The sequence below is a fragment of the Aquabacterium sp. OR-4 genome (genome assembly GCF_025290835.2).
GTDB lineage: Bacteria > Pseudomonadota > Gammaproteobacteria > Burkholderiales > Burkholderiaceae_C > Pseudaquabacterium.
The window spans coordinates 1160759-1186357 of sequence record NZ_JAOCQD020000002.1 but is presented as its reverse complement, the minus strand read 5'-3'; the positions used below and the strand labels follow the sequence as shown (position 1 = coordinate 1186357).

Sequence of the window (25599 nt, the reverse complement as noted above, 5' to 3'; positions counted from 1 at the left end):
AACCGGCCACCGAGGAGACCCCGACATGAAGACCATGCAAGACGCGCCGCGTGCGCGCCGGACGGCGCTGGCGCTGGCCGCGATGAGCCTGTGCCCGCCCGCCGCGCTGGCCCAGGCCCAGCCCCGGACCACCGACACCAAGGCCCTGCAGGAGGTGGTGGTGACGGCCGAGCGCCGCAGCACCCATGTGCAGAAGACGGCCATCTCGCTGGCCACCGTCAGCGGCGACGAGATGCGCGAGAAGGGCCAGACCACGCTCGAGGCCGCGCTCAGCGACACGCCCGCCGTCAGCGTGATGGCCACGCCGCAGGGTGGCCAGGTGTTCGTGCGCGGCGTGGGCTCGCAGGGCGACAGCAACTGGGTCGACCCCGCCATCTCGCTGAACCTCGACGGCGTGTACAGCGGCCGCGCCGAGCGCGTGTTCGCCAGCATGTACGACGTGGCCCGGGTGGAGGTCTTGCGCGGCCCGCAGGGCACGCTGTACGGCCGCAACTCCACCGGCGGCAGCGTCAACGTGCTCACCCACAACCCCGGCCCGCGCCTGGGCGGTGCCGTGAACCTGCAGCTGGGCAACTACCAGCTGCGCCATGCCGATGCCGCGCTGAACGTACCGCTGGGCGAGCAGTGGGCCCTGCGCGTGGCGGCCCTGCGCGAAAAGCGCGAGGGTTACTTCAGCAATGGCGGCCGGGCGTCCGACCTGAGCGCCGGGCGCATCAAGCTGCAGTACCGGCCCAGCAACGACGTCACGCTGCTGGCCACGGTGGACAGCTTCGACAGCCGCGGCGCCGGCGCCACCACGGTGCCGCGCGCCTTCGCGGGCGGCCCGCCCTTCTTCAACTGGCAGACCGACCACGCCAACCCCTGGCAGGTGGACGATCTGCACCCGGCCGACGTGCAGCGCACCCGCTTCACCACCACCACGCTGCAGGCCGATGTGAACCTGGGCTTCGGCCTGCTCAGCGTGCAGCCGGCGCTGGTCAAGAGCCGCCGCATGACGCAGACCGATCTGGTGGCCGGCATCGCCGCGCCCGGCAGCACGCTGCCGCTGCCCGAGACGATCTGGGAAGAGACGCAGAAGACCCTGGAGCTGCGCCTGGCGGCCCCCGCGCGGGCGCCCTGGCAATGGGTGCTGGGGGCCTATGCCTTCGAGGCCAGCAATGTGCAGACCGGTGTGCCGCCGTCGTTTCCGCCGCCCACCTGGGAGAGCTACGACACCCGCGTGCCGGCCGCGTCACGCGCGCTGTTCGGCCAGCTCACGGCACCGCTGATGCCGGGCCTGCGCGGCACGGCGGGGCTGCGCCACACGCGCGACGAGAAGACCTACCACTACGGCGTGCACAGCACCGCGGTGTGGACCGGTGCGGCCTATGACAGCGGCATCCAGCAGGTGAGCCAGACCTACAGCGCCACCACCGGCAAGCTGGGGCTGGAGTGGGACCTGTCGCGCCAGGCCATGGCCTATGCGCAGTGGGCCAGCGGCCACAAGGCCGGGGGCTTCGGCATCGCGATGCCGCCGCAGGCCTACGAGCCCGAGCACCTCGATGCCATCGAGCTGGGCCTGAAGAGCCGCTTCCTCGACAACCGGCTGCAGATCAACGGCGAGCTCTACGCCTACCAGTACAAGAACTACCAGGTGATGTACCAGGACGCGGCCGCGCCCTCGCCGGTGCCGGGCGACGCCAGCGCCTCGTTCATGCAGTACGTGGTGAACGCCGGCGCCGGGCGCATCCGCGGCTTCGAGGTCGAGTCGCGCTGGCGTGCGCTGCCCGACACCGAGCTGCGCGCCGCCTTCACCTACAACGACGCGCACTACGGCCACTTTGCGCTGGCCGCGCTGCAGGGCATGAACGGTGCACGGGTGGTGGGCACACCGCGCTGGAGCCTGACGCTGGGCGCCGAGCAGACCTGGGAGCTGGGCGACGGCCTGGGCCTGCTGCGCGCCGGCTGGAGCACGCGCTTCTCGGACGGCTACACCGTCTCGCTCAACCACAGCATGCCCGGCGGCAACCTCAACGGCCAGCAGGCGCGCTTTCACAAGACCGATCTGCGCCTGAGCTACGCGCCGATGCATGAGCGCTGGTCAGCCGGCCTGTGGCTCAAGAACCTGGAGAACAAGGCCCAGACCACGCAGGTGCTGCCCTTCGGCCGCGCCCAGATCACCGACCCGCGCACCGTGGGCGTCAACCTTGGATGGAAGTTCTGATGAGGGCACATGACTGACACGACACGAGGCATCTTCAAGCCGGCGCGCCCGGCCACGCGCGGTGACCGCCTGGCCGGCAAGGTGGCCGTGGTCACCGGCATCGGCGCCGGCATCGGCCAGGGCATTGCGCGCCTGTTTGCCATGCAGGGCGCCCAGGTGCTGGGCTGCGACATCAACGCCGCGGCCGCGCAGGCCACGGTGGACGCCTGCACCGCCGAGGGCCTGGCGGTGCACAGCCTGCACCCGCTGGACCTGACCCAGCCCGATGCCGCCGCCACGCTGATGCAGCAGGCCGCGATGCGCTTTGGCGGCATCGACATCGTGGTCAACGCCGCAGCCTTCGGCGCCTTCGAATGGCTGGAGCAGATGGACTACCAAAGCCAGTGGCGGCGCACCCTCACTGGCGAGGTCGACATCGTGTTCCTGGCCTGCCAGGCCGCCTGGCCGCACCTGAAGGCGCGCGGTGGCGGCGCGGTGCTCAACTTTGCCAGTGCCAATGCACGCATGGCGCTGCCGCTGTCGCCAGCGCTGGCGCACTGCGCCGGCAAGGGCGCGGTGCTGGCCATGAGCCGCCAGCTGGCGATGGAAGGCGGGCCGCACGGCATCCGCGTCAACACCATCAGCCCGGCCCTGGTGGTGAGCGCCGCCACCCGCGAGCCGCTGGCCAACATCCCTGGCTTCGAAGCCCAGGTGCTGGGCAAGTTCATGGTCAAGCGCCTGGGCCAGCCCGAAGACATCGCCTGGGCCGCGCTGTACCTGGCTTCCGACGAAGCCAGCTGGGTGACGGCCGCCGACTTTGCCATCGATGCCGGGGCCACGGCGTGGTAGCCCGGGCGACCTTGCGGTGCAAGACCTGCCAGGCGCGCATGCGGGCGTGCTGATGGCCAGGGCCGGCCTGATGGGTGACCGTTGAAGTGGCGATGCCGGACAGGTTTCAGCCGGCCGGCCAGGCCTTCGGGTAGCGGCCCAGGCCCAGCAGCAGCAGGGGGCCCAGCACCAGCAGCGCCGCGGCAGCCAGCAGCGCATGGTGGTAGCTGCCGCTGTGGTCGAAGATCATCGCGAAGGCGATCGGCCCGGCGCCGGCCGCCACCGAGAAGTTGACCCACTGCCACGCGTAGATCTGGCCGAAGTTGCGCGTGCCGAAGTAGCGCAGGCACAGGTAGGCGATCAGGTCGAATTCGGCGCCGGCCGCCAGGCCGATCATCATCACGGCCGCGCCAGGCCACTGCGGCACCGCCAGCAGCAGGCAGGCCACGGCGGGCGGCATCAGCAGCACCAGCGCCACGCCAGGGCCCCAGAAGCGATCCAGCAACCAGCCCGCCAGCAGGCGGCCGGCCATCACGTTCAAGCCCAGCAGGCTGGCGTAGCCGGCGGCCTGGGTCATCGTCAAGCCGCTGTCGGTCAACATCGGCACCAGGTTCGGGATCAGGCCCGACACCGCGGCGCAGATCAGCCAGAAGCCGACGATCAGCAGCCAGAAGTGCCGGCTGCGCAGCGCCTGGGCCAGGCGCAGGCCGTCGCCCGCCTGCGCCTGGGCGGTTGGCGCAGCACGCGGCTTGTCGCGGAACATCAGCCAGACTGCCGGCACGGCCACCAGCACGATGGCCAGCGCCACGGCCATGTAGCCGGCACGCCAGCCATGGGCGCTGACGATCAGGTTCACCAGCGGCGGCGCCACCAGGGCCGTCACGCCGGTGCCGCTGAGCGCCACGCCCAATGCCAGGCCGCGGCGCTGGTCGAACCACGCGGCGATGCCGCGCGACCAGGTCAGTGGTGTGGTGCCAACCCCCAGCACGGCCAGCAGCAGCCAGCTGACCTGCCACAGGGTCGACGAACCCGTTTGCGCGGCCAGGCCGACAAAGCCCAGCGCCAGGCCGACCTGGCTGAACAGCGCCACCCGCCGCACGCCAAACCGGTCGATCGCCCAGCCGGCCGCCCAGGCGCTGCAGATCACGCCCAGCATCGAGAAGCTGAAGCCGCTCTGGATCACCGCGCGTGACCAGCCGAACTCCAGCGCCAGCGGCTTGGCAAAGATGCCCAGCGTGTAAAAGGGCAGCGCGGTCAAGCCCATGGCCACGCCCACCCAGGCCGCCAGCACCACGCGCCAGGCATGGTCGCGGCGGAACTCGTTGACTTCCTCGTCAGGGGCACAGCGCAGGGGCGAGGACGTTTCAGTACGAGAGGTCATGGTGGACGTTGCCGCGGGCTGTCGAGTAGGCCGCAGGCTAGGACTGCCGGGCCGTTCGGCCAACGGGCCCGTCTGCACAGTTCATACCGCGAACTTTGCCGGCACCAGCGCGCCCAAGGCGGCCGGCCGCGGCCGCGTCCGCGGCGCGGGTGCTGCGCCCGCCACGGGCCATCACGCGGCGCAAAACTCACCCGATGAACACGCGCGCAGCCCGGCGTGCGCGCCGGCGGCCGGCCGTGGCCTACTTGGCCGCTGTTGGGCGGCGAGCCCGTACAGGAGCCAGGATGATCGTTCAAGGCGTGACTCGGCGCGGCGCGCTGGGGCTGGGTGCTGCGGCCCTGGTGGCAAATGCCGGCTGGGCTGGCGCAGAACCGGCGGCGGCCGATGTGCTGGTGCTGGGGGCGGGCATGGCGGGTCTGCATGCCGCACGCATGCTGCAGGGCGCCGGCCTGAGGGTGACGGTGCTGGAAGGCAGTGAGCGCGTGGGCGGCCGCTGCTGGACGGCAACCGATGTGCCCGGCCGGCCCGAGCTGGGCGCGGCGCAGATCGGCCCCGGCTACGGGCGGGTGCGCAGCCATGCCGCCGAGCTGGGGGTGGCCCTGGTCAATCCGCCGCCCGGCGGCGCCTCGCAGATGGGCCTGGGCAGTATGGCGGTCAGCGTCTACGGCCAGCCGGCGGTGTCGCGGCCCTGGGCCGATTCGCCGCTCAACCGCCTGGCGCCCCATGAGCGCGCGCTGCAGCCCCTGCAGCTTTATGGGCACTACATCAACAGCCGGTCGCCGCTGGTCGAGCTGGCGGACTGGCTCAAGCCCGAGTTCGCCGCGCTCGACCGGATGTCCCTGCGCCAGTTCTTCACCGCGCAGGGCGCCTCGTCCGAGGCCTTGCGGCTGCTCAACGTCAATGTGAGCGCGCGTGACCTCGACGAGGCGAATGCGCTCGACGCGATGCGCAAGAACCACTTCTACCGCTGGGAGGCCCGCAGCGGCGCCACCAGCAAGGTGCGCGACGGCACCAGCGCGCTGACCGATGCCATGGCCGCGTCGCTGGCACGGCCGGTGCAGCTGCGGCGCAGCGTGCACCGTGTCCAGGCCGGCCCGGCAGCCACCGTGGTGAGCTGCGAGGACGGCAGCGTGCACCGTGCGCGGGCCTGCCTGTCGACCCTGCCGCTGTCGGTCATGAAACGCCTGCGCATCGACGGCGTCGCCGGGATCGCGGTGCCGCCGCCGCAGCGCGCGGCCTGGGCCGACATCACCTACGGCCAGCTGGTGCAGGTGTTTCTGGAGGTGAAGTCACCGTTCTGGGAAAAGGACGGCCTGTCGCCCGAGTTGTGGTCGGACGGGCCCATCGAGCGGGTGTTCCCGATGTCGTCCCGGGACGGCGGCCACGGCCACCTGGTGGCCTTCATCAACGGCGCGGCCACGGACCGGCTGAACCGGCTGTCGGCATCCGCCGTGGGCGAGTACTTCCTGCGCGAGCTGGCGCGGCTGCGGCCATCCACGCTAGGCGCCGTTCGCGTGACCCATGTGCACAACTGGACCACCCAGCCGTTCGCGCGCGGCCATGTTGCCGGTTTCAGGCCAGGCGGCATCGCCCGCTGCATGCCATGGCTGGCCCGGCCGGTGGGCGCGCTTTACTTCGCCGGCGAGCACTGTGGCCGGTTGCATGCCGGCCTGGAGGCGGCTTGCGAATCGGCCGAGGCGGCCGTGATGCAACTGCTTGCCGACATCGACAACAAGGGCTGACTCCACGCGCCCTGTCTGCCGGCCCTATCCATCTGGTGGCCAGCGCGCACGCCCGGCAGCACGCCTGCCGGCCGTCGGTCCTACAGTGAGCCGAGACCCGAAAGTGCCCGTGCCCGTCCAGAACCCCCAGTCCCACCGACTTTCGAACATGAGCCTTTTGTCCTGGCCGCGGCGGCGCATGTGCTGGCGCCTGCCCCTGCTGCTGGCACTGGCCAGTGGCCAGGCGGCGGCCCAGCCTGTCGAGACCGGCAGCCGCGTGCTGGCGCGCGAGGCTGTCATTCAGGAATTCGCCGACGCGCAGTCCCGGTTCATCGACATCGATGGCGTTGCGGTGCACTACAAGGACCAGGGCCACGGCCCCGCCGTGCTGCTGGTGCACGGCACCCTGGGCGACCAGGCCGACTGGGACGGCTGGGCGGCGGTGTTGTCCAGGCGTTACCGGGTGCTGCGCCTGGACCTGCCGTCCTTCGGCCTCAGCGGCCCCATCGGCAACGGCAACTACTCGGTCGACCGCATGCTTGCGCTGGTCGACGGCTTCATGGACGAGATGGGGGCCGAGCGTTTTGCCATCGCGGGCACTTCTTACGGTGGCCTGGTGGCCTTCCGTTATGCCGCGACGCGCAGCGACCGGATCAGCGCGCTGATCCTTGCCAACTCGGCCGGCATCGAGACCGGCAAACCACCGGCCACGGCGGCATCAGCCCTAGGGCGGGCCGGCATCTTCCACGCCGCCGTCGTCACGGCTGCCGACATCGAGAAAAACCTGCGCCACGTGCTGGCCGACCCCGCGCTGGTGACGCCGCTGATGGTCCGACGCAAACTGGCCTTTGCCAACATCCGCGGCCGTGGCGAAGAGTCGGTGGCCGGCCGGGTGCTCTACGAGCGTGGCAACCCGCAGCGCGTGCTGGCCCATGCGCGCGCGCCGGCACTGGTGCTGTGGGGCGCGGCCAACCAGGCCCTGGACCCCAGAACCGCAGACGCCTTCGTCGCCGCCATGAAAAACGCCTGCAGCGCCGAGCGCATCGTCTACCGCGACGCCGGTCACCTGCTGATCGTCGACAAGGCGGTGCAGAGCGCGACCGACGCGATGGCCTTTCTTGACCGCAGCCTCGGCGGCGGCCTGCACTGCCGCACCAAGTCCTGATTGCCCGGAGACATTCCGTATGCACTACGACTACGTCCCCCTGCCCGAACGCCAGCCGCTGCGCTGGCCTGGCGACAAGCGCGTGGCGCTGTTCCTGACCATCAATCTTGAGACCTGGGACCTGATCAAGGACACCGACCAGCCCTACTACGCCGGCGGCCCGGCCATCCTGCCCGACACGCTGCCGGGCAATGTGCCCGACTTTCCCAACTACAGCTGGCGCGAGTACGGCCAGCGCGTGGGGGTCTGGCGCCTGTACGAGCTGTTTGACGAGATGGGCGTGAAGCCGGCCGTGACCATGAACGCCGTCACCGGCCTGCGCCGCCGCGCGATGGTGGACGCGGCGCTCCAGCGCGGCTGCGAGGTCATCGCCCACAACTACGAGCAGGGCGAACTGCTGACCAACTTTGCCGGCGATGTGGCCGCCGAACGGGCCGTCATCGAGCGCACGCTGGCCGTGTACGAGCAGACCTGCGGCCGCAAGGCGCAGGGCTGGCTGTCGTCGTCGCTGCGCGGCACCCTGCACACGGCCGACATCCTGGCCGAGAAGGGCCTGAAGTTCTACTGCGACCTGATGAACGACGACCAGCCGTACCTGGTGCGCACGCCCAGCGGCCCCATCGTGTCGACGCCGTATTCCAACGAGATCAACGACTTCACGCTGCTGACGCGGCGTGGCCACACCACGGCCGAGTACCGCGATGTGCTGATCGAGGAGTTGCGCGTGCTGCACGAAGAAGGCGCCCGCACCGGTCGCATGATGAACGTGGGCCTGCACCCCCATGTGAGCGGACGCGCCTACCGCATCAGCGCATTGCGCGAGTTCCTGGCGTATGCCAAGTCGCTGCCCGGCGTCTGGTTCACCACCCGGGAGGAGGTGGCGCGCTGGTATCTCGAACACCACCACGAACACATCGCGCCCAAGGGCTGAACACGGAAGGCACAGGCATGACCCTCGACATTCCCGCCCTGCAGGCCAGCCAGCCCGCGGCCCAGGCCTTTCTGGCCCGTGGCGACCACCCGATGCTGCTGGGCGATCAGTGGGTGGGCGCCGCGTCCGGCGACTGGATGGAAACCGTTGATCCGGCCACCGGCGCGGTGCTGGGCCGCTTTCCCAGTGCCGCCGCGGTGGATGTCGACCGTGCGGTGCAGGCGGCGCGCGCGGCCTTCGAACACGGTGCCTGGCCGGCCATGACGCCCGCGCAGCGCGCGAAGATCCTGTGGCGGGTGGGCGAGCTGATCGACCAGCACATCGACGAGCTGTCGCAGCTGGAGACGCTGGACCAGGGCAAGCCGCTGTGGGTGGGCCGCTACGCCGAGATCCCTGGGGCTGCCGAGCAGTTCCGCTTCTTTGCCGGCCAGGCCCAGCGCATCGACGGTCAGACCATTCCGACCTCGATCAACTACCAGCCACCCGGCAAGCAGGTCTTCGCCTACACGCTGAAGCAGCCGGTCGGCGTGGTGGCGGCCATCGTGCCCTGGAACTCGCCGCTGGTGCTCACCGCCATGAAGCTGGCGCCCGCGCTGGCCGCCGGCTGCTGCGTGGTGCTCAAGCCGGCCGAGGACACCTCGTTGACCGCGCTGCGCCTGGGTGAGCTGCTGCTGCAGGCGGGCCTGCCGCCGGGCGTGGTGAACATCGTCACCGGCCTCGGCCATGTGGTGGGTGCTGCGCTGTCCGCCCATGCCGATGTCGACAAGATCTCGTTCACCGGCTCCACGCAGGTGGGCCGTGCGGTGCTGGCCGCCGCCGGTGGCAACCTGAAGAAGGTGACACTCGAACTGGGCGGCAAGTCGCCCGTCATCGTGATGCCCGATGCCGACATGGATCTGGCCATTCCCGGCGCGGCCAATGCCATCTTCTTCAACTCCGGCCAGGTCTGTGTGGCCGGCTCGCGCCTGTATGTGCACCGGGCGGTGTTCGATGAGCTTGTCAACGGCATCGCCAACATTGCCCGCGGCATGACGCTGGGCCACGGCCTGGCCGCCGGCACGCAGATCGGGCCGGTGGTCAGCCGCAAGCAGGCCGACCGCATCAACGGCCATGTGCAGGCAGCCCTGGCCGATGGCGCCCGCGCGCTGGTGGGCGGGCGTCAGCTTGGACCCAACGGCACCTTCATCGAGCCCACGGTGCTGGTCGATGTGCGCCCCGAGATGGCCTGCGTGCGCGAAGAGATCTTCGGCCCGGTGGTGGTGGCCATGCCGGTGGACTCTCTGGAGCAGGCGCTGGCACTGGCCAACGACTCGATCTACGGCCTGGCGGCCAGCATCTGGACCCGCGACCTCTCCACCGCGCACCGCGCCGCGGCACAGCTCAAGACCGGCACGGTGTGGATCAACAGCCACCTGATGTACGACGCCAGCCTGCCGATCGGCGGCGTCAAGCAATCGGGCTGGGGCCGTGAAAGTGGCCAGGCCGCTGTGGACAACTACCTCGAGACCAAGACCGTTTGCGCGGTCATCTGAAACCCGGACTGCCCAAGTCTTCCCATTCCTGGAGATCGCCTTGAACCGCACACCGAACGACCGCCGCGCCGCGCTGCGCATGGCCGCCACCGCCGCGCTGGCGGGTGCCGCCACCGGCGGTGCCAGCGCCCAGGCCGCTGCGCCTGCCCCCCGCCCGCTGGCCTTTGACGACCCGATCTGGAACCGCGAGGTCTCGGCGCGGCTGGAAGCCTTTGCCGATCCGAAGAAGTTCGTCTATGGCTCGGTGACCGGTGTGGTCACCGGCGTGCGCGACGGTGAGAAGGTGCTGCCGCTGATGCGCTTCGAGGTGTTCAGCACCATCCGCGTGGTGCGCCAGCCCGATGCCAGCTACCAGCGCCTGTGCCGCGAGGTGGTCTTCTACCGCAGCCTGGAAACCGGCCAGCTGATGGACGAGTGGGACAACCCGTACACCGGTGAGCGGGTCAAGGTGGTGGACGTGGCCAACGATCCCTACAACTACGTGATCTCGGACTTCTATCCGCAGCCGCCCAGCTACGGCGGCCTGAACAAGGAGACCCGCCCGCGCCGCCCGTACATCCGCAACTGGCGCATGCTGGATGCGGACACGGTGGGGCTCGAGTCCGACATCCACCTGCTCTACCCCAGCGCCATGCAGCCCGAGAAGTGGCCGCGCGAATCGCCGGGCAAGATGACGCGAACGTCGGAGATGTTCCGCTACTCGATCCGCCGCAGCGATCTGGAAGACCCGACCCTGGACAACATCCCCTACCAGGGCGTGTGGAACCGCATCACACCCTGGCTGCCATGGATGCTGATGGACCAGGCGCCCGGACACATCCTCTACGCCGGCAGCATGACGGCGCGCCAGACGCTGGAATTTTTCCCCAAGGACGTGATCGCACGGGTGCGTGAGCGTCATCCCAAGTACCTGGTGGCGCCCGAGAAGGTGGAAGGGCCGAGCCTGTCGAGCCTGGAGCGCTATGCGCTGGAGCAGACACCGGCCGCCCCGCGCGCCGCACGCAAGCCTTGACGAGAAGCCGGGCGGCAGCCTTGAGCCAGACCCTTTACGACAAGCTCTGGACCTCGCATGTGGTCAGCGAAGAGCGCGACGAGAACGGCGAGACCACGGCGCTGCTCTACATCGACCGCCAGATGCTGCATGAGGTCAGCAGCCCGCAGGGCTTCGAGGGCCTGCGTGCACGCGGCCTGCCGGTGCGGCGCAGGCACACCCAGCTGGCGGTGGCCGACCATGCCGTGCCCACCCAGCACCGCGACCGGCCCATGGCCGACCCGCTGGCGCGCGACCAGGTGGCGCTGCTGGAACGCAACACCGCCGCCAACGGCCTGCGCTACATCCCATTGAGCGACAACCGCCATGGCATCGTTCATGTGATCGGGCCCGAGCAGGGCTTCACGCTGCCGGGCATCACCCTGGTGTGCGGCGATTCGCACACCTCCACCCACGGCGCCTTCGGGGCGCTGGCCTTCGGCATCGGCGCCAGCGACATCGAGTGCGTGCTGGCCACCCAGACCCTGCGCCAGCGCCGCGCGCGCAACCTGCGTGTGCGGGTCAGCGGCGCACTGCCGCCGGGCGTGGCCGCCAAGGACCTGATCCTGGCCATCATTGGCCGGCTGGGCGCCGCGGGCGCGGTGGGGCACACCATCGAGTTCGACGGCGCCACGATCGCAGGCTTGTCGATGGCCGAGCGCATGACGGTCTGCAACATGAGCATCGAGGCCGGTGCGCGCAGCGGCCTGATCGCACCCGATGAGCGCACCTATGCCTGGCTGGAGGGGCGGCCAATGGCCCCTCGCGGTGCGCTGTGGGAACGGGCCCTGGACCACTGGCGCAGCCTGGCCAGCGATGAGGCCGCCCATTTCGACCGCACGCTCGAGATCGATGCCGCCGCGCTGGCGCCGCAGGTGACCTGGGGCACCAGCCCCGACCAGGTGCTGCCCATCGACGGCCGCGTGCCTGATCCAGCCGCCGCGGCCGACGACGCGGCCGCCCGCAAGATCGCCCGCGCGCTCGGCTACATGGGCCTGACACCCGGCATGGCGCTGCAGGCGGTGGCCATCGACCATGTCTTCATCGGCTCGTGCACCAACAGCCGCATCGAAGACCTGCGTGCCGCTGCCGCCCAGTTGCGCGGCCGGCACAAGGCCGCGCATGTGCGCGCCCTGGTGGTGCCGGGATCGGCCCTGGTGGCCCGCCAGGCCGAGGCCGAAGGGCTGGACCGGGTCTTCACCGCGGCCGGCTTCGAGTGGCGCGCGGCGGGTTGCTCGCTGTGCGTGGCGATGAACGACGACCGCCTGCTGCCCGGCGAGCGCTGCGCCAGCACCAGCAATCGCAACTTCGAGGGCCGCCAGGGCATGGGCGCACGCACCCACCTGGTGAGTCCGGCCTCGGCCGCGGCCAGCGCCGTGGCCGGCCACCTGGCCGATCCCCGCCACAGCGCACAGGCCTGAGCCATGCAAGCCTTCACTCGCCTGAAGTCGGTCGCGGCACCGATGCCCGATGCCGACATCGACACCGACATCATCTTCCCCGCACGCTTCCTGGTGCTGACCCAGAAGGCCGGCCTTGGCCCCTATGCCTTCTACGAAAAGCGCTTCGACCCGCAGGGGCGCGAGCGCCCCGACTTCGTGCTGCACCGCCCGCGCTGGCGCGGCGCTGCCATCCTGGTGGCGGGCGCCAACTTCGGCTGCGGCTCCAGCCGCGAGCAGGCGCCCTGGGCGCTGGCCGATCTGGGCCTGCGCTGCCTCATCGCGCCGGGCTTTGGCGAGATCTTCCAGGCCAACTGCCTGAACAACGGCCTGCTGCCCATCAGCCTGCCGCCGGCCGTGCACGCGCGGGTGATGGCCGCGGCCGAAAGCGGCCAGGCGCTGACGGTCGACCTGACTCTCAACACCATCACCCTGCCCGATGGCGAGGTGATCGCCTTCGCGATGCCCGCGGCCGCGCGCCTGGCCTTGCTGGAAGGGCGCGACGCGATCGAGCGCATTCGCCAGCACGCCGGCGCGGCGATCACCGCCTTCGAGGCGCGGCAGCGCCTGCGCCAGCCCTGGCTCCACGCCCGGATCGACGACTCCGAACCCTGCTGACCCATCCCACACCACCCACCATGGCCAATCCCATCCTCCGCCAGATGCTGAACAAGGGCGAGTTCTTCGTCGTGCCAGGCATGCAAGACATGATCGCCACCGCCGTGGCCAACAAGGTGGGCTTCCCCATCGTCTACGGCACCGGCTACTGGCTGACCGCCTCCAGCCTGGGCCTGCCCGACGCCGGCCTGGCCAGCTACACCCAGATGCTCGACCGCATGGCCACGCTGGTGCAGAGCAGCCAGGCTGCGGTGATCGCCGATGCCGACACCGGCTACGGTGGCCTGCTGAACGTGGCGCACACGGTCAAGGGTTACGAGCGTGCCGGCGTCACCGCCATCCAGATCGAGGACCAGGAGTTCCCGAAGAAGTGCGGCCATACGCCGTTCAAGCGCTGCGTGCCGGTGGACGACATGGTGGAGAAGATCAAGGTGGCCGCCGAGACCCGCGTGGACAAGGAGAACTTCCTCATCATCGCTCGCACCGACGCCCGCGCAGCCGATGGCGTGGACGCCGCGCTGCGCCGCCTGGAGGCCTACGACAAGGCAGGCGCGGACATCCTGTTCTTCGAGGCGCCGCAGTCCGAAGCCGAGATGCGCGAGGCCTGCGCCGCCTTCAGCAAGCCCATGATGGCCAACATGGCCGACGGCGGCAAGACGCCCATCCTGCCGGCCGCCCAGCTGGCCGACATCGGCTACCGCTTCGCGATCTACCCGTCGATGACCAGCCTGGTGGCCGCCGCGGCGATGGAGAAGGCGCTGCGCCAGCTGAAGGAGCAGGGCCTGAGCCAGTCGCCCGATCTGCCGATGTTCGACTTCACCGAGTTCTGCAAGCTCATCGGCTTCCAGGCCGTGTGGGACTTCGAGAAGCGCTGGGCACGCTGAGCGCGGCCACGTCAGGCTCTGCGGCGCCCAGCCTTCCCCCACGGCAACTCAATGCGGCTCTTCGCCCCCCGACACGTTCATCGACTCGGCGGTGATGTAGTCGGCCTGGGGCGAGCACAGAAAGGCCACCGCCCTGGCGGTGTCGGCCGGCAGGCCGGGGCGGCCCAGCGGAATGCGCGCGGCCATGTCGGCCATGTACTGCACCAGGGTCTTGCCCTGCTGGGCGGCGAAGTACTCGTTCTGCCACGCCCCCAGGCCGGTCGTCACATGGTTGGGGCAGACGTTGTTGACGGTGATGCCGTGCGGGCCCAGCTCGATGGCTGCCGAGCGCACCAGGCCCACCAGCCCGTGCTTGGACGCTGTGTAGGCCTGGGCCTGCGCAAAGCCCGACTTGGCGGCCTGGCTGGCGATGTTGACGATGCGCCCGCCGCGGCCTTGGCGCACCATCACCTCGGCGGCGGCCTTCAGGCCGAAGAACGCACCGCTGAGGTTGACCTCGATCACCGCGTTCCAGTCCTGCGGGTCCACCTCCAGCAGTGGCTTCATGATGTAGCCGATGCCGGCGTTGTTGATCCAGATGTCCAGGCTGCCGTGCGTGCGCACCGCATGCTCGGCCAGCGCCTGCACCTGCTCCCAGCGCCTGACGTCGCAGGTGTGCGTGCTCACCGCGCTGCCGCCCGTGTCGGCGCAGCGGGCGCGCACGCCCGCGGCCACGGCGTTCAGTTCATCCAGGCCGCCGATCATCGCGGGCGGGGTGGCGCTGTCGGCCGAGCGGCCGATGTCGGACAGCACGATGGCCGCACCATCGGCCGCCAGCTGCAGAGCGATGGCTTCGCCGAGCCCGCCATGGCGGCCCGCGCCGGTGATGACGGCGGTCTTGCCGGCCAGCGGCCGGCGGCTGTCTGTTGCAGTGCTGCTCATGGTTCAGGCCTCGATGCGCTCGGTGGTGATGAACACCGGGTCGGCCCAGGCCTGGAACTCGGCGGCGATCTGCTTCATTGCATCGCTGGCCACGTCAACGCCGAAGCGGTCCATGTCGGCGATGTCCAGCACCTCGATGTACTGGTAGGGCGGTGCGGCGTCGCTGCCCAGCAGGCCGGTGGCCTTGAACAGCTCGAAGCGCTGCATCGAGCCCAGTGCATTGACGGTGGGCAGATCGGTGTGGCGGGCCCAGGCCTCGTAGTCCGCGAGCACGCGGCCTGGTTTCAGGTTGAACAAAACAACGATGCGGGTGGAAGCCATGGCGTCTTTCTGTCTGAATGGGTGGGCCGCACGATAGGTGCGCTCAGGCAGCGGCTTCCGGCCCCGGGTCGGAACTGTTCACACCTCGATCAACCTTGAGCCGAAAGGCATGCCATGAACCCATCGAAGAAGCCGGCAGCAGCCAACGCACCGGAGGGCCCGCCCGACTACCGCGTGCTGGGCCGCCATGCGGTGTTCCCCGAGACCACGCACGACGAGGTCGAGCGCCTGAACTTCCTGGCGCAGATGAACCGCCACCTGGCCGCTCGCGTGGTGCCCGGCGTGCAGCGCGCCTATGAGGCGCGTGTGCGCCCCGCACTGTGCGAGGCCCTGGGCCGCGAACCGCGCGACCGCCATGAAGTGCGCCGTGGCCTGCTGCGCGACCCGGCCTTCCAGACCTGGTCGGCGCTGCGCCGCATGACGATGGAGCAGCGCCAGCAGGCCGGCCTGTGGACCGCGCTGCGGCAAGGCGAGCGGCTGGCGGCGACCGCGGCCGAGCTGGCACCGGCCGGCGGCCCGCAGCTCGAGCTCGACCCCACGCTGCCCATCCCGCGTTATGTCAGCGCCGTTGATCACCACTGCATGCCCGGCAGCTACCACCACGAGCGTTTCGCGGGCGACGTCTCGGCCGGTGCCAACTACGACCATGGCGGCTTCGTCACCACCGCCGGCCTGCTGGGCCGCTATGCCGATGGCGGCGGCCAGGCCGTGGTGCAGTGGGTGCGCCGGCGCTTGCCCGGCTTCCGGCCGCGGCGCATCCTCGACATCGGCTGCACCGTGGGCCACAGCGCGCTGCCGATCGCGCAGGCCTTCCCCGAGGCCGAGGTGGTGGCGGTGGATGTGGCCGCGCCGGTGTTGCGCTATGCGGCGGCGCGCGCGGCATCGCTGGGCGTGCACAACATCCGCTTCGTGCAGGCCAGCGGCGAGAACCTGTCGCGTTTCGAGGATCAGAGCTTCGACTGGATCCAGACAACGATGTTCCTGCACGAACTCTCGACCACCGCACTGACGGCGATCTTCAACGAGAGCCGGCGCCTGCTGCGGCCCGGCGGCATCGTGCTGCATGTGGAGCAGCCGCAGTACAGCGCCGCGATGCCGCTGTTCGAGCAGGCGCTGCGCGACTGGGACGCCTTCTACAACAACGAACCCTTCTGGAGCCGCTTGCACGAGATGGACCTGGACAGCCACATGCGCGAGGCCGGCTTCCACGCCGACGAGCTGATCCACGGCGGTGTCACCGCCGTGGTGGACCGGGGCCTGTTTCCCGACGCCGCCGACGACAGCACCGAAGACTACGGGCGCAAGGCCGCCTGGCATGTGATCGGCGCGCAAAGGGCCGCCGCATGAGCCTCGACCACGCCCTCGATGCAGCCGGCAGCAAGCCCGCCGGCAAGCGCCCCTATTTCCTGCAGTCGCCCGAGACCGAACGGGTGCTGGCGATCACGATGGCCGTGGTGCAGGAGCTGGCCGTGACGCGCCAGCGCCTGGACACGCTGGAGCGCCTGCTGCAGGCCCGGGGCCTGCTGGCCGATGGCCAGATCGACGCCTTTGCGCCCGATGCGCAGGCCGCCGCCGAGCGCGCGCTGTGGTCGCAGGCCTACATCGCCCGCGTGCTGCGCATCGTGCAGCAGGAGAACGAGGCGGCGGCGGCCGGCGACGAGCCGGCCTCGGAGGACGTGGCGGCGGAGGTGGCCCGGGTGCGGTGAGCGCGGCCGGCGCGGCCGGCCCGACCGGTGCGCCCGGCCCGCCCGCTGCGTCCCACGCCGGCCATCAGGCGAACAGCCTGCGCTGCCGCCTTTCGTTTGCACCCCGGCCTGAAAAGAATCGGCCTGACCGCCTGGCGGCCGGCCGCCGGCCGGGCCACCACCCTCATCTCCTTTCCCCCATCGATACACGAGAAGCAACATGCCCATGTCCACCGTCAAGGCCTACGAGATCGGTCCGCAGCAAGGCCTGGGCGGCTTGCGCGCGGTGCAGCGCGAGCAGCCGGCAGCCGGGCCCGGCCAGGCGCTCGTTCGCGTGCGCGCCACCTGCCTGAACCACCGCGACCTGCTGGTGCTGGAGGGCCGCTATGGCCCGCGCCGGCCCGAGACCCGCATTCCGCTGTCCGACGGCGTCGGCGAGGTCATCGCGCTGGGCGCAGGCTGCAGCGGTGTGGCCGTTGGCGACCGGGTGCTCAGCGGCCATTTCGTCAGCTGGCTGGATGGCGCCTTCGCGCCGACCATCTTCGGTGCCGACCTGGGCATCTCGATGGATGGCTGGCTGGCCGAGCAGATCCTGGTGCCCGCGGCCGCCCTGGTGCCGGTGCCGGCTTCGCTGTCGGACGAGCAGGCCGCGCCGCTGTGCGCCGCCGGCCTGACCGCCTGGAACGCGCTGGTGGAGGTGGGCCGCATCCAGGCAGGTGATCTGGTGCTGGCGCTGGGCACCGGCGGCGTGTCCATCTTCGCGCTGCAGCTGGCCAAGATGCACGGCGCCCGGGTGGCCATCACCTCGTCCAGCGACGAGAAGCTGGCCATCGGCCGCGCACTGGGCGCCGACATCACCGTCAACTACAAGACCCATCCCGACTGGGCCGCCGAAGTGCTGCGCGCCAACGGCGGGCGTGGCGCCGACATCGTGGTCGAGACCGGAGGCCTGGCCACACTCAGCGCGTCGATCAACGCCGCCGCGCCGAATGGCCGCATCGTGCTGATCGGTGCGCTGGCCAATGCCGCGCCCGACACGCCGGTGCACCTGCCCAACTTCTCGAGCATCCTCGGCAAGAACCTCACGCTCAAGGGCATCACCGCCGGCAGCCGCAGCATGCTGCAGCGCCTGGTCACGGCCGCGGCGGCCAACGGACTGGAGCCGCTGATCAACCGCGTGTTCGACTTCGACGCGGCGGCCCTGGCCTATGCCTACCTGAAGTCGGCCGACCACCTGGGCAAGGTGATGATCCGCGGCGCGTGAGGGCAGGGGGCGCTGGGCACGGCCTTGGCGGCCGCGCCCGGCGCCGCATCACAGGTGCGACAGCAGGCGGCCGAAGCCGTCGATCGGGTCGGTGATGCCGTTGGCGCGCAGCGCATGCCAGTAGGTGGCGGTGTTGATCGCGATCACCGGCTTGCCCAGCCAGACCTCGGCCGATGCCGCCAGGCGCGCCATCGACAGGTTGGTGCCCACCTGGATGATCGCGTCCACATCGTCGCCGTCGAGTTCGCGCAGCACCTGCACCAGGCGTGACTCGGGCTGCTGCGCGATGTCGCGCCAGCTGGTGCATTGCAGCGGCACATCGCGCTGCACCGCGAAGCCGCTGTCTTCCAGGTAGCGGCGCACCTGCGCATTGGCCGAGGGGTAGTAGGGCGAGACAAAGGCCACGCGCCGGATGCCGCCGTAGGCCTCCAGCGCGGCCACCACCGAGCGTGAGCCCACGCTGGCACGCAGGCCGGTGGCTTCTTCCACCTGGCGCTGGAACTGGTCGCCGCCGGCGCGGCCGCCCACGAACGAGATCGCCGACACGCCCATCACCAGGTAGTCCGGGCCGCAGGTCACGGCGGTGCGCAGCGCGTCGCTCAGCGAGTCGGCAATCTTGTCGGTGCCGGCCACGAAGTCGCGGTCCGACAGCGCCTGCGGGTTCTCCACGTACATGTCGCGGAACTGGTTGGTGACCCCGGCCGGGCGCATGGCCTCCATGTCGGGTTGCACGACGGTGTTGGTGGATGGGGCGATGACGGCGAAAACCTTTCGCCAGCCAAGAACATCGGTCATGGATGGAGCTCCTGGGCGGTCAGTGGATCGCGGCAGCCTGTTCGAGGCTGGTGAACATCGATTGCTTGAGCAGGTAGGCGCGGCGCGCCTCGCGGTCGGCCATCAGCTTGTTCATCAGCTCGCTGCGCTGCGCGCGGGCGTTGGCCCAGCCGTCGCGCATCAGCCGCGTGTTCTCGATCGTCTGCGCCTGCACGAACTCATGGGTGACGGTGCGGCGCTGGCGCTCGTACAGCGCGATCTGCTGGCCGGCGTCGGCACCCTGGCGCAGCACCCGCACCAGCTTCTCGCTGGCATTCATCGCATCATGAATGCCGCTGTTCATGCCAAAGCCGCCCATCGGGCTGTTCAGGTGGGCCGAGTCGCCCACCAGCAGGATGTTGCCGACCGCAAAGCGCTCGCAAACACGCTGGTGCGCACGGTAGATGGTGCGGTGGCGGGTGACGATGTCGCAGTCGCGGCCCAGCATGCGGCCGAACACGCCGTTCTTGTAGGCGTCCGAGACCAGTTGCTCGTCGCTGAGGTCGGGCGGGGCGGGCACCAGGATGCGCCACAGACCCGGCACGCGCAGCACCACCATCCACTCCTGCGGATCGGAGATGTAGTTGACGCAGCTGAGGTCCTCGAAGGCCTCCTCGATCGGGTATTCGGTCGAGAAGCAGACGAACTTCTCGTCGTAGGTGAAGCCGGGGAACTGCAGCCCCAGCACCTTGCGCACCACGCTGCTGGCGCCATCGGCGGCCACCAGATGGCGGGCGCGCCAGCGCTCCACCGTGTTGGCGTTCTCGACATAGGCGGTCACACCGTCGCTGTCCTGCTCGACGAAGAGCACGCGCTGGCCCTGCAGCACCGTGGCGCTGGGCTGGCGTTTGAGTTGATCGACGATGTTGGCCGTCACGCGGTGCTGCTCGCACTGGATGCGGTACGGAAAGCGCGTTCGGTCGGCGATCTCGGCCATGTCGAACGAGAACACTTCGCCCGTGGTGCGGTCGCGGTACTGGTAGATCGGTGCCTTCAGGCCCTGGCTGAACAAGGTCTCGGCGGCGCCCAGATCGTCGAGGATCTCCAGCGTCGGGGCGTGGTAGGTCGATGCGCGCAGGTCGGTGGCGCTGTTGGCCAGTGGCTCGACGGCGGCCACGACAATGCCCTGGCGGGCCAGTGCGAGCGCCGCGGTGGCACCGACCGGCCCCAGGCCGGCGACCAACACTTCGGTTTCGTGGGTGATCATGGGAACGGGTGCTTCCAGCAGAACGAGGGATGGGTCATGGTCACACCGCCGTGCCCCGGGGTCGCGGCTGGGACAGGCGCCGTCCGTCAGGTGGATAGGGCGCCTTGGGCCCCCTGCCGGGTCCTGCAGCCTGACGGCCATGGATCGGCACCAGGGCTGCCACCCTCCGCAGCGCGAACAGCGCCGCGTGCCGTCGCCCAGCGCTGACGGGCCGGCCCTAGCATGCAGAATTTCCAGCCTCCCAGCACCATCCAGAAAGGTCTGCCATGCAGAAGAAGTCGACGCGGGCCCTGTTGTGGACCGCCCTGGTCTGCGCGCAGATCGTGGCCGGCGCCGCCCAGGCCCAGACCGGCGCCGATGCGGCGACGCTGGCCAAGGGCAAGCGCCTGTTCATGCTGTGCATGGCCTGCCATGCCACGGCGGACGGTGGCCCGGCCAAGATCGGCCCGGCACTGAACGGCGTGGTTGGCCGGCCGGCCGGCGGTGTGCCGGGCTTCAACTACTCGGCCGACCTGAAGAGCCAGACCTTTGTCTGGGACGAGGCCCAGCTCAATGCCTGGCTGCTCAAGCCCACGGCGGTGGTGCCCGGCACCACGATGGCCTATGCCGGCATGCCCGATGCGGCAGATCGCAAGGCGCTGATCGCCTTCCTGGGCAGCCTGAAGTGACCGCGCGCAACGCAGCGGTGCCGCGGCAGCCCGTCGCACTGCCCTGCGGGCTTCAACACTGACATGCGCCTGCCACCGATCGATCGCCAGTTTCTGCGCCTGTCTGACGAGCGGCTGCTGCACTTTCGCGCGGCCGGCGAGCCGCGCCCCGGCGAACCGCCGCTGATCCTGGCCCACGCCGGGCCGGGTTCATCGCTCGGGCTGGTGCCGCTGATCAGGCAACTGGCCGCGGCGCGCCGTGTCATCGCGCCCGACATGCCCGGCAATGGCGACTCCGAGCCGCTGCCGATGGCGCAGCCGCAGCTGGCCGACTATGTGGATCAGATGGTCGAGCTGCTGGACCGCCTGGGCCTGGCCCAGGTGGATTTCTGCGGCCAGCACACCGGCGCGCACATCGGTTGTGAACTGGCATTGCGGCACCCTGCGCGGGTGCGGCGCCTGATGCTGGACGGCATCGCGCTGTTCGAGCCCGCGCTGCTGGCGCAGATGGTGGCCGGCTACGCCCCGCCGGTGGCGCCCGATGAGTTTGGCGGCCACCTGGCCTGGGCCTGGCACTTCGTGGACGGGCTGTATCTGCACTTCCCCTACCACCTGCGCGATCCGGCGCACCGCCTGCACCGCAGCGCCGTGCCGCCCGCCGCTGTGCGGCATGCGCTGGTGGTCGACCTGCTCAAGGCCTTGCCCAGCTACCACCTGGCCTACCAGGCCGTCTATGCCCACCCCACGGCCGAGCGCCTGGCGCTGTTGCGCCACCCCACCTTGCTGATGGCGGCCGATGGTGACCCGCTCGGCGTGTACCTGGACGCCGCGGCGGCCCTGGTGCCGGGCAGCCGGCAGGCGCGCATGGCGCGCGAGGGCAGGGCGGCGGTGATGCTGGACTTTGTGGCGGGGTAGCGGCGGCCATCCACCGCCGCACTGGCCGGCTGGCGAACACCGCTGCACCAGGGCTTCGGCCTGGTCGGCGCCGGGTGACAGCATCCTTGCACGCAGGGCCAACCCGCAGAACCCGCTGCACCCGCAGCACCCGCAGCACCCGCAGCGCGTGCAGGCTCTGATCTTGATGGCCCGACCTGGCCCTCTTTACTTTGCGCATGAGCTCCCGAATGACACCGCAGCACCGCCTGAGACAAACCGCCATCCTGCTGGTGCCCGCGCTGCTGGGCACACCGGCGGCCCTGGCCCAGACCCGCGAAGACGCCGATGCCCGCGCCGCGCGGGTCGAGGCGCAGATGACCGATGCCGAGCGCATGAGCCTGCTGGTGGGCATCATGCCGATCCCGTTTCCGGGCTCCAAGGCGGTGATCCCTGCGGGTGTGCCCGCCACGGCCGGCTATGTGCCCGGTGTGCCGCGCCTGGGCGTGCCCGCACAGCTGGCCACCGATGCCGGCCTGGGCATCGGCAACCCGAACCTGTCGCGGCCCGGCGATGTGGCCACGGCCATGCCGGCCAGCCTGGCCCTGGCGGCCTCGTTTGACACCGGGCTGGCCGAGCGCGTGGGCGCCACCGTGGCAATGGAGGCGCGTGCCAAGGGCTTCAACGTGCTGCTGGCCGGCGGCATGAACCTGGCCCGTGATCCGCGCAATGGCCGGAACTTCGAGTACCTGGGTGAAGACCCCTGGCTGGCCGGCGTGCTGGCCGGGCACGGCATCCGCGCCATCCAGGCGCAGGGCGTGGTGTCAACCATCAAGCACTTCGCGCTGAACGGGCAGGAGACGCTGCGCTTTTACGCCGACTCGGTGATCGACGAGGCCCCGCTGCGCGAAAGCGAACTGCTGGCCTTCCAGATCGGCATCGAGATCGGCCAGCCGGGCGCGGTGATGTGCGCCTACAACCTGGTCAACGGCCACAAGGCCTGCGGCAACGAGCACCTGCTCAACACCGTGCTCAAGCGCGACTGGGGCTACAAGGGCTGGGTCATGTCCGACTGGGGCGCGGTCAGTTCAGCCAGCTTCTTCAACGCGGGCCTGGATCAGCAGGCCGGCAGCCAGCTCGACAAGGAGGTCTGGTTCGGCCAGCCGCTGCAGGCCCTGGTCGATGCCGGCCAGGTGAGCAAGGCGCGTGTCTCGGATGCCGTGCGCCGGATGCTGCGCAACCTGTATGCGCTGGGCATCGAGCAGGCCTACACGCCCACGCCGATCGGCTACCCGGCCCATGCCCGGGTGGCGCTGGAAGCCGCCCAGGCCGGCATCGTGCTGCTGAAGAACGACGGCGTATTGCCGCTGGCGAAGGAGGGCGCGCCCAGCGTGCTGGTGGTCGGCGGTCATGCCGATTTCGGCGTGATGTCCGGTGGCGGCTCCAGCCAGGTGATCCCCAGCAACGGCAAGCCGAGGTTCGTGACCGGGGATGCAGGCGATCCGTCGACGATGTTCAGCCGCCAGATGCTGATGCCCGGTTCACCGCTGGCTGCGCTGAAGGCGGCGATGCCCCAGGCGCGGGTGCGCTTCAACTCGGGCTACTCGGCCGACACCGCGGCCGCCTACGCGGCCAAGGCCGACCTGGTGATCGTGTTCGCCACCAAGTGGGAAGGTGAGGGCCATGACTCGGGCAGTCTGGCCCTGCCCCAAGGGCAGGACGAGCTGATCGCCAAGCTGGCGGCCGCCAACCCGAACACGCTGGTGGTGCTGGAGACCGGCAACCCCATCACCATGCCCTGGCACCGCGAGGTGCGCGCCATCGTCCAGGCCTGGTACCCCGGCCAGGAGGGCGGGCAGGCCATTGCCGATGTGCTGACCGGCGCGGTCAACCCGGCCGGGCGCCTGCCCATCAGCTTTCCGCAGTCGCTGTCGCAGATGCCACGCAGCGCCTTGCCGGGCATCGGCCTGCCGGAGCGCACACCCGTGCAGGTGGTGTACGCCGAAGGGGCGCAGGCGGGCTACCGCTGGTTTGCCAAGACCGGGCAGACGCCGCTGTACGCCTTTGGCCACGGGCTCAGCTACACCCGCTTCAGCCATGGCGCAGCCTGGGCCCGCAACGACCAGGGCATCACGCTGGGCCTGACGGTCAGCAACGACGGGTCGCGCGCCGGTGCCGACGTGCCCCAGGCCTATCTGGTGGAACGCAACGGCCGCAAGCTGCAGCGCCTGGTGGCGTTTCAGAAGGTGCCGCTGCAGCCGGGGCAGCGGCAGGCACTGAGCTGGCGCGTCGACCCGCGCCTGCTGGCCGACTTCACCGCGGGTGGCTGGACGCTGCCCGCCGGCACCTACCGCTTTGCGTTCGGCAAGAGCGCGGCCGACCTGGGGCCGACGGTCGAGCTGCGCCTGCCGGCGATGGCGCTCAAGCCCTGAGCGCGCGGCGCTGCTCACTGTGCGGTCAGTCGCCACAACCGACTTGGGTTGACGCCGCCGCAAACGCACGATTGAGGCACTGGAACGGAGATCCCTTGATGAGTCCCCTGGCCCCTGCCACCGTTGATGTTCTGCCGATGCTGCGTGCCATCGTCGGCGACGCGCATGTGCATCTGGACGACGCGCTGCGCGCGCTGTTCAGCACCGACATCGGCGACCGTGGCACCGGCAAGGTCAGCCTGGTGGTGGCCCCGGGCAGCGTCGACGAGCTGTCGCGGGTGGTTGCGGCATCCACCGCCGCCGGCTACGCCATCGCCCCGCGCGGGGCCGGCCTGAGCTACACCGCCGGCTATGTGCCCGGCGCGGCGCACACCGTGGCGCTGGACATGCGGCGCATGAACCAGGTGCTGGCCATCAACGAGCAGGACATGACGGTCACCGTGCAGGCCGGCTGCAGCTGGGCGCAGCTGCTGGCCGCCCTGGCGCCGCTGGGGCTGCGCACGCCGTTCTGGGGGCCGATGTCGGGCATGGCCTCCACCATCGGCGGCGGGCTCTCGCAGCTCAACGCCATGCTGGGCGCCGGCCAGCACGGCACCTCCAGCGAGAGCGTGGTGGCGCTGACCGTGGTGCTGGCCGATGGCCGCGTGCTGCGCACCGGCGCCCGCGGCGCCGATGGCCAGTCGCCGTTCTACCGGCACTTCGGCCCTGACCTGGCCGGCCTGTTCTGCGGCGACTGTGGCGCCCTGGGCGTGAAGGCCGAGGTCACCCTGCGCCTGATGCGCATGCCGGCCCATGAGGGCTCGGTGGCCTTCTCGTTCAAGACCGGTGCCGCGCTGATGGCGGCGATGGCCGAGATGGCACGCGCCGGCCTGGCCGCCGAGACCTGTGCCTTCGACCCGGGCCTGACCCGTGTGCGCATGCGCCGCGAGTCGATGGCCGGCGACATGAAGAAGGCGCTGGCCGTGGTGGGCAAGCAGAAGTCGCTGGTGAAGGGCCTGGTCGAGGTGGGCCGCATGGCGATGGCCGGCCGCAGCTTCATCGAGGCCGATGACTACTCGCTGCACCTCAATGCCGAGGGCCGCTGCGCCGAGGCCGTGGCCTTCGACCTGGCCGAGGCCCGTCGCATCGCCGGCTCGCTCGGCGGCAGCGAGATCGCCAACACCATTGCCAAGGTCATCCGGGCCCAGCCCTTCCCGCCGGCCAACAGCATCCTGGGGCCCGACGGCGAGCGCTGGCTGCCGATCCATGGCCAGGTGCCGCTGTCGAAGGCCGCCGAGGTGCTGGCCGAACTGCAGCAGGTCTTTGCCGGCATGGCGACCGAGTTTCAGCAGCATGGCGTGCACACCGGCTTCCTGTTCACCAGCATGTCGACCAACGCCATGATCCTGGAGCCGGTGCTGTACTGGCCCGACGAGCGCCTGCCGGTGCACGAGGCGGCGATCGAGGCAGCGCACCTGGCGCGTCTGCCGGTGCTGGCCCCCAACCCGGCCGCCCACGCGGTGGCGTTGAAGGCCAAGGCGCAGGTCATCGCCGTGTTCCAGCGCCACGGTGCCGGCCACTACCAGATCGGCCGCACCTACCCCTACCGTGCCAGCCGCGAGCCGGCGTCGTGGGCCTTCCTGGAGGCGCTCAAGCGCGAGGTGGACCCGGCCGGCCTGATGAACCCCGGCGTGCTGGGCTTCGACATGCCCCACCCGGTGCAGCCGGCATGAGCGCGCCGGGCCG

At 70.4% G+C, this 25599-nt stretch carries 22 protein-coding genes; 17 read left to right on the top strand and 5 right to left on the bottom strand.

Annotation, left to right across the window (positions count from 1 at the left end):
* Nucleotides 1-25: 25 nt before the first annotated feature.
* The gene (locus N4G63_RS17485; RefSeq protein WP_314599989.1) at nt 26-2203 is read left to right on the top strand and encodes a TonB-dependent receptor; all 2178 of its coding nucleotides are present in this window, start codon (nt 26-28) and stop codon (nt 2201-2203) included.
* A 9-nt stretch (nt 2204-2212) separates the two neighbouring features.
* Nucleotides 2213-3031: an SDR family NAD(P)-dependent oxidoreductase gene (locus N4G63_RS17480; protein WP_260787566.1), complete on the top strand. Its 819-nt coding sequence runs from the start codon at nt 2213-2215 to the stop codon at nt 3029-3031.
* A gap of 106 nt (nt 3032-3137) precedes the next feature.
* Here the strand turns inward: N4G63_RS17480 and N4G63_RS17475 are convergent, their stop codons facing one another.
* Entirely contained in the window at nt 3138-4391 is a 1254-nt protein-coding gene (locus N4G63_RS17475) for an MFS transporter (protein WP_260787567.1), read from the bottom strand.
* Between the two features lie 284 nt (nt 4392-4675).
* Here N4G63_RS17475 and N4G63_RS17470 point away from each other — a divergent pair, with 284 nt between their 5' ends.
* The 8 genes from N4G63_RS17470 to N4G63_RS17435 all read left to right on the top strand — a co-directional run bounded on the left by N4G63_RS17470 (nt 4676) and on the right by N4G63_RS17435 (nt 13711).
* A complete protein-coding gene (locus N4G63_RS17470) occupies nt 4676-6133 on the top strand; it encodes a flavin monoamine oxidase family protein (protein WP_314599988.1) in 1458 nt (485 codons plus the stop codon).
* Between the two features lie 148 nt (nt 6134-6281).
* Nucleotides 6282-7277, top strand: coding sequence for an alpha/beta fold hydrolase (locus tag N4G63_RS17465; RefSeq protein WP_260787570.1), 996 nt, complete (start codon nt 6282-6284; stop codon nt 7275-7277).
* Between the two features lie 19 nt (nt 7278-7296).
* Entirely contained in the window at nt 7297-8208 is a 912-nt protein-coding gene (locus N4G63_RS17460) for a polysaccharide deacetylase family protein (protein WP_260787571.1), read from the top strand.
* 17 nt (nt 8209-8225) lie between these two features.
* Nucleotides 8226-9740, top strand: coding sequence for an aldehyde dehydrogenase family protein (locus N4G63_RS17455; protein ID WP_260787572.1), 1515 nt, complete (start codon nt 8226-8228; stop codon nt 9738-9740).
* A 40-nt stretch (nt 9741-9780) separates the two neighbouring features.
* Complete coding sequence (locus N4G63_RS17450) at nt 9781-10752, top strand: DUF1838 family protein (RefSeq protein WP_314599987.1); 972 nt, start codon at nt 9781-9783, stop codon at nt 10750-10752.
* Nucleotides 10753-10772: 20 nt separating this feature from the next.
* Nucleotides 10773-12191 carry a 3-isopropylmalate dehydratase large subunit gene (gene leuC / locus N4G63_RS17445; RefSeq protein WP_314599986.1) on the top strand — a complete coding sequence of 473 codons (1419 nt, stop codon included), beginning with the start codon at nt 10773-10775 and terminating at the stop codon, nt 12189-12191.
* 3 nt (nt 12192-12194) lie between these two features.
* Nucleotides 12195-12827: a 3-isopropylmalate dehydratase small subunit gene (gene leuD, locus N4G63_RS17440; protein WP_260787574.1), complete on the top strand. Its 633-nt coding sequence runs from the start codon at nt 12195-12197 to the stop codon at nt 12825-12827.
* A gap of 20 nt (nt 12828-12847) precedes the next feature.
* Nucleotides 12848-13711 (top strand): isocitrate lyase/PEP mutase family protein, encoded by an 864-nt coding sequence (locus N4G63_RS17435; RefSeq protein ID WP_260787575.1) that lies wholly within the window; start codon nt 12848-12850, stop codon nt 13709-13711.
* Nucleotides 13712-13759: 48 nt separating this feature from the next.
* On the opposite strand, the gene N4G63_RS17430 is transcribed toward N4G63_RS17435, so the two are convergent.
* On the bottom strand, nt 13760-14632 hold the full coding sequence (locus N4G63_RS17430; protein WP_260787576.1) for an SDR family NAD(P)-dependent oxidoreductase: 873 nt from the start codon (nt 14630-14632) through the stop codon (nt 13760-13762).
* A gap of 3 nt (nt 14633-14635) precedes the next feature.
* The gene (locus N4G63_RS17425; protein WP_314599985.1) at nt 14636-14953 is read right to left on the bottom strand and encodes a RedY/HapK family protein; all 318 of its coding nucleotides are present in this window, start codon (nt 14951-14953) and stop codon (nt 14636-14638) included.
* Nucleotides 14954-15067: 114 nt separating this feature from the next.
* Between N4G63_RS17425 and N4G63_RS17420 the strand changes: the two genes are divergently transcribed.
* From N4G63_RS17420 to N4G63_RS17410, 3 genes are all read left to right on the top strand, one after another.
* Complete coding sequence (locus N4G63_RS17420) at nt 15068-16300, top strand: class I SAM-dependent methyltransferase (RefSeq protein ID WP_314599984.1); 1233 nt, start codon at nt 15068-15070, stop codon at nt 16298-16300.
* On the top strand, nt 16297-16659 hold the full coding sequence (locus tag N4G63_RS17415; RefSeq protein ID WP_314599983.1) for a hypothetical protein: 363 nt from the start codon (nt 16297-16299) through the stop codon (nt 16657-16659). Before N4G63_RS17420 ends, N4G63_RS17415 begins: the two co-directional genes overlap by 4 nt.
* 199 nt (nt 16660-16858) lie before the next feature.
* Nucleotides 16859-17902: a zinc-dependent alcohol dehydrogenase family protein gene (locus N4G63_RS17410; RefSeq protein ID WP_314599982.1), complete on the top strand. Its 1044-nt coding sequence runs from the start codon at nt 16859-16861 to the stop codon at nt 17900-17902.
* 48 nt (nt 17903-17950) lie between these two features.
* Here the strand turns inward: N4G63_RS17410 and N4G63_RS17405 are convergent, their stop codons facing one another.
* Both N4G63_RS17405 and N4G63_RS17400 read right to left on the bottom strand, forming a co-directional pair.
* Nucleotides 17951-18697 (bottom strand): maleate cis-trans isomerase family protein, encoded by a 747-nt coding sequence (locus tag N4G63_RS17405; protein ID WP_260787579.1) that lies wholly within the window; start codon nt 18695-18697, stop codon nt 17951-17953.
* Between the two features lie 19 nt (nt 18698-18716).
* Nucleotides 18717-19922 carry an FAD-dependent oxidoreductase gene (locus tag N4G63_RS17400; RefSeq protein WP_260787580.1) on the bottom strand — a complete coding sequence of 402 codons (1206 nt, stop codon included), beginning with the start codon at nt 19920-19922 and terminating at the stop codon, nt 18717-18719.
* A gap of 266 nt (nt 19923-20188) precedes the next feature.
* On the opposite strand from N4G63_RS17400, the gene N4G63_RS17395 reads away from it, so the two are divergent.
* From N4G63_RS17395 to N4G63_RS17380, 4 genes are all read left to right on the top strand, one after another.
* A complete protein-coding gene (locus tag N4G63_RS17395; RefSeq protein ID WP_314599981.1) occupies nt 20189-20590 on the top strand; it encodes a c-type cytochrome in 402 nt (133 codons plus the stop codon).
* Between the two features lie 63 nt (nt 20591-20653).
* Nucleotides 20654-21484 carry an alpha/beta hydrolase gene (locus tag N4G63_RS17390; RefSeq protein ID WP_260787582.1) on the top strand — a complete coding sequence of 277 codons (831 nt, stop codon included), beginning with the start codon at nt 20654-20656 and terminating at the stop codon, nt 21482-21484.
* 197 nt (nt 21485-21681) lie between these two features.
* The gene (locus N4G63_RS17385; RefSeq protein WP_260787583.1) at nt 21682-23874 is read left to right on the top strand and encodes a beta-glucosidase family protein; all 2193 of its coding nucleotides are present in this window, start codon (nt 21682-21684) and stop codon (nt 23872-23874) included.
* A gap of 98 nt (nt 23875-23972) precedes the next feature.
* Nucleotides 23973-25586 (top strand): FAD-binding oxidoreductase, encoded by a 1614-nt coding sequence (locus tag N4G63_RS17380; RefSeq protein ID WP_314599980.1) that lies wholly within the window; start codon nt 23973-23975, stop codon nt 25584-25586.
* Nucleotides 25587-25599 lie beyond the last annotated feature (13 nt).

Coding starts and splice junctions, on each gene's coding strand:
- N4G63_RS17480 (WP_260787566.1), top strand. CDS start 2,213: ATGACTGACACGACACGAGGCATCTTCAAGCCGGCGCGCCCGGCCACG.
- N4G63_RS17475 (WP_260787567.1), bottom strand. CDS start 4,391: ATGACCTCTCGTACTGAAACGTCCTCGCCCCTGCGCTGTGCCCCTGAC.
- N4G63_RS17380 (WP_314599980.1), top strand. CDS start 23,973: ATGAGTCCCCTGGCCCCTGCCACCGTTGATGTTCTGCCGATGCTGCGT.
- N4G63_RS17420 (WP_314599984.1), top strand. CDS start 15,068: ATGAACCCATCGAAGAAGCCGGCAGCAGCCAACGCACCGGAGGGCCCG.
- N4G63_RS17465 (WP_260787570.1), top strand. CDS start 6,282: ATGAGCCTTTTGTCCTGGCCGCGGCGGCGCATGTGCTGGCGCCTGCCC.
- N4G63_RS17460 (WP_260787571.1), top strand. CDS start 7,297: ATGCACTACGACTACGTCCCCCTGCCCGAACGCCAGCCGCTGCGCTGG.
- N4G63_RS17400 (WP_260787580.1), bottom strand. CDS start 19,922: ATGATCACCCACGAAACCGAAGTGTTGGTCGCCGGCCTGGGGCCGGTC.
- N4G63_RS17425 (WP_314599985.1), bottom strand. CDS start 14,953: ATGGCTTCCACCCGCATCGTTGTTTTGTTCAACCTGAAACCAGGCCGC.
- N4G63_RS17415 (WP_314599983.1), top strand. CDS start 16,297: ATGAGCCTCGACCACGCCCTCGATGCAGCCGGCAGCAAGCCCGCCGGC.
- N4G63_RS17455 (WP_260787572.1), top strand. CDS start 8,226: ATGACCCTCGACATTCCCGCCCTGCAGGCCAGCCAGCCCGCGGCCCAG.
- N4G63_RS17405 (WP_260787579.1), bottom strand. CDS start 18,697: ATGACCGATGTTCTTGGCTGGCGAAAGGTTTTCGCCGTCATCGCCCCA.
- N4G63_RS17395 (WP_314599981.1), top strand. CDS start 20,189: ATGCAGAAGAAGTCGACGCGGGCCCTGTTGTGGACCGCCCTGGTCTGC.
- N4G63_RS17485 (WP_314599989.1), top strand. CDS start 26: ATGAAGACCATGCAAGACGCGCCGCGTGCGCGCCGGACGGCGCTGGCG.
- N4G63_RS17470 (WP_314599988.1), top strand. CDS start 4,676: ATGATCGTTCAAGGCGTGACTCGGCGCGGCGCGCTGGGGCTGGGTGCT.
- leuD (WP_260787574.1), top strand. CDS start 12,195: ATGCAAGCCTTCACTCGCCTGAAGTCGGTCGCGGCACCGATGCCCGAT.
- N4G63_RS17435 (WP_260787575.1), top strand. CDS start 12,848: ATGGCCAATCCCATCCTCCGCCAGATGCTGAACAAGGGCGAGTTCTTC.
- N4G63_RS17385 (WP_260787583.1), top strand. CDS start 21,682: ATGAGCTCCCGAATGACACCGCAGCACCGCCTGAGACAAACCGCCATC.
- N4G63_RS17410 (WP_314599982.1), top strand. CDS start 16,859: ATGCCCATGTCCACCGTCAAGGCCTACGAGATCGGTCCGCAGCAAGGC.
- N4G63_RS17430 (WP_260787576.1), bottom strand. CDS start 14,632: ATGAGCAGCACTGCAACAGACAGCCGCCGGCCGCTGGCCGGCAAGACC.
- N4G63_RS17390 (WP_260787582.1), top strand. CDS start 20,654: ATGCGCCTGCCACCGATCGATCGCCAGTTTCTGCGCCTGTCTGACGAG.